Source organism: Stenotrophomonas sp. AS012628, from assembly GCF_010608305.1.
Lineage (GTDB): Bacteria > Pseudomonadota > Gammaproteobacteria > Xanthomonadales > Xanthomonadaceae > Stenotrophomonas > Stenotrophomonas geniculata.
The window spans coordinates 1-226 of record NZ_VMBJ01000270.1 but is presented as its reverse complement, the minus strand read 5'-3'; the positions used below and the strand labels follow the sequence as shown (position 1 = coordinate 226).

Below are 226 nucleotides of genomic sequence, written 5' to 3'. Positions count from 1 at the left end.
GAAGAAGCACAGCATCGATGTGGTGGTGGACCGCTTCAAGGTTCGCGCGGACCTCCAGCAACGCCTGGCCGAGTCGTTCGAGACCGCCCTGTCCCTGGCCGACGGTATCGCCCTGGTAGCACCGATGGACGAGGACGAGGATGTCGAGGAGATCATCTTCTCGGCGCGCTTCGCCTGCCCGGTCTGCGGCCACTCTATCAGCGAGCTGGAACCCAAGCTGTTCTCC

Annotated in this window: 1 protein-coding gene; it reads left to right on the top strand. The window is 63.7% G+C overall.

The annotated features are described in order from the left end of the window. The coding region (locus G5A07_RS21880) for a hypothetical protein (protein WP_191864033.1) at nt 1-226 on the top strand (226 nt) is incomplete at both ends.